The sequence below is a fragment of the Caballeronia sp. ATUFL_M2_KS44 genome (assembly GCF_023630965.1).
GTDB lineage: Bacteria > Pseudomonadota > Gammaproteobacteria > Burkholderiales > Burkholderiaceae > Caballeronia > Caballeronia concitans.
In genome coordinates, this window is the sequence record NZ_JALQEA010000122.1 from 1 (window position 1) to 229 (window position 229).

1 protein-coding gene is annotated in these 229 nt (G+C 55.9%); it reads right to left on the reverse strand.

Annotation, left to right across the window (positions count from 1 at the left end):
* The coding region (locus tag NCR39_RS29610) for a hypothetical protein (RefSeq protein WP_250456336.1) at nt 1–210 on the reverse strand (210 nt) is incomplete at its 3' end.
* Nucleotides 211–229 lie beyond the last annotated feature (19 nt).

Below are 229 nucleotides of genomic sequence, written 5' to 3' on the forward strand. Positions count from 1 at the left end.
GTATTCGAATCCGAGATATTCGGCAGTTGTCACACCAGGCCATATCTGGAAGGTATTGCCCAGGATGCGCCAACGGATGCGCGGGCCGGTCGCGATATAACCAGACTTCAGCCATTGCCATTGCTGCGGTGATTCCGGGCCGAGCATTTCCCAATGCTTCGACTTATCCCATTGCGTGCGGTCGATGATGCGCTGGTAGTCAGACGGCATCGCGTACTTCGTCTGCATG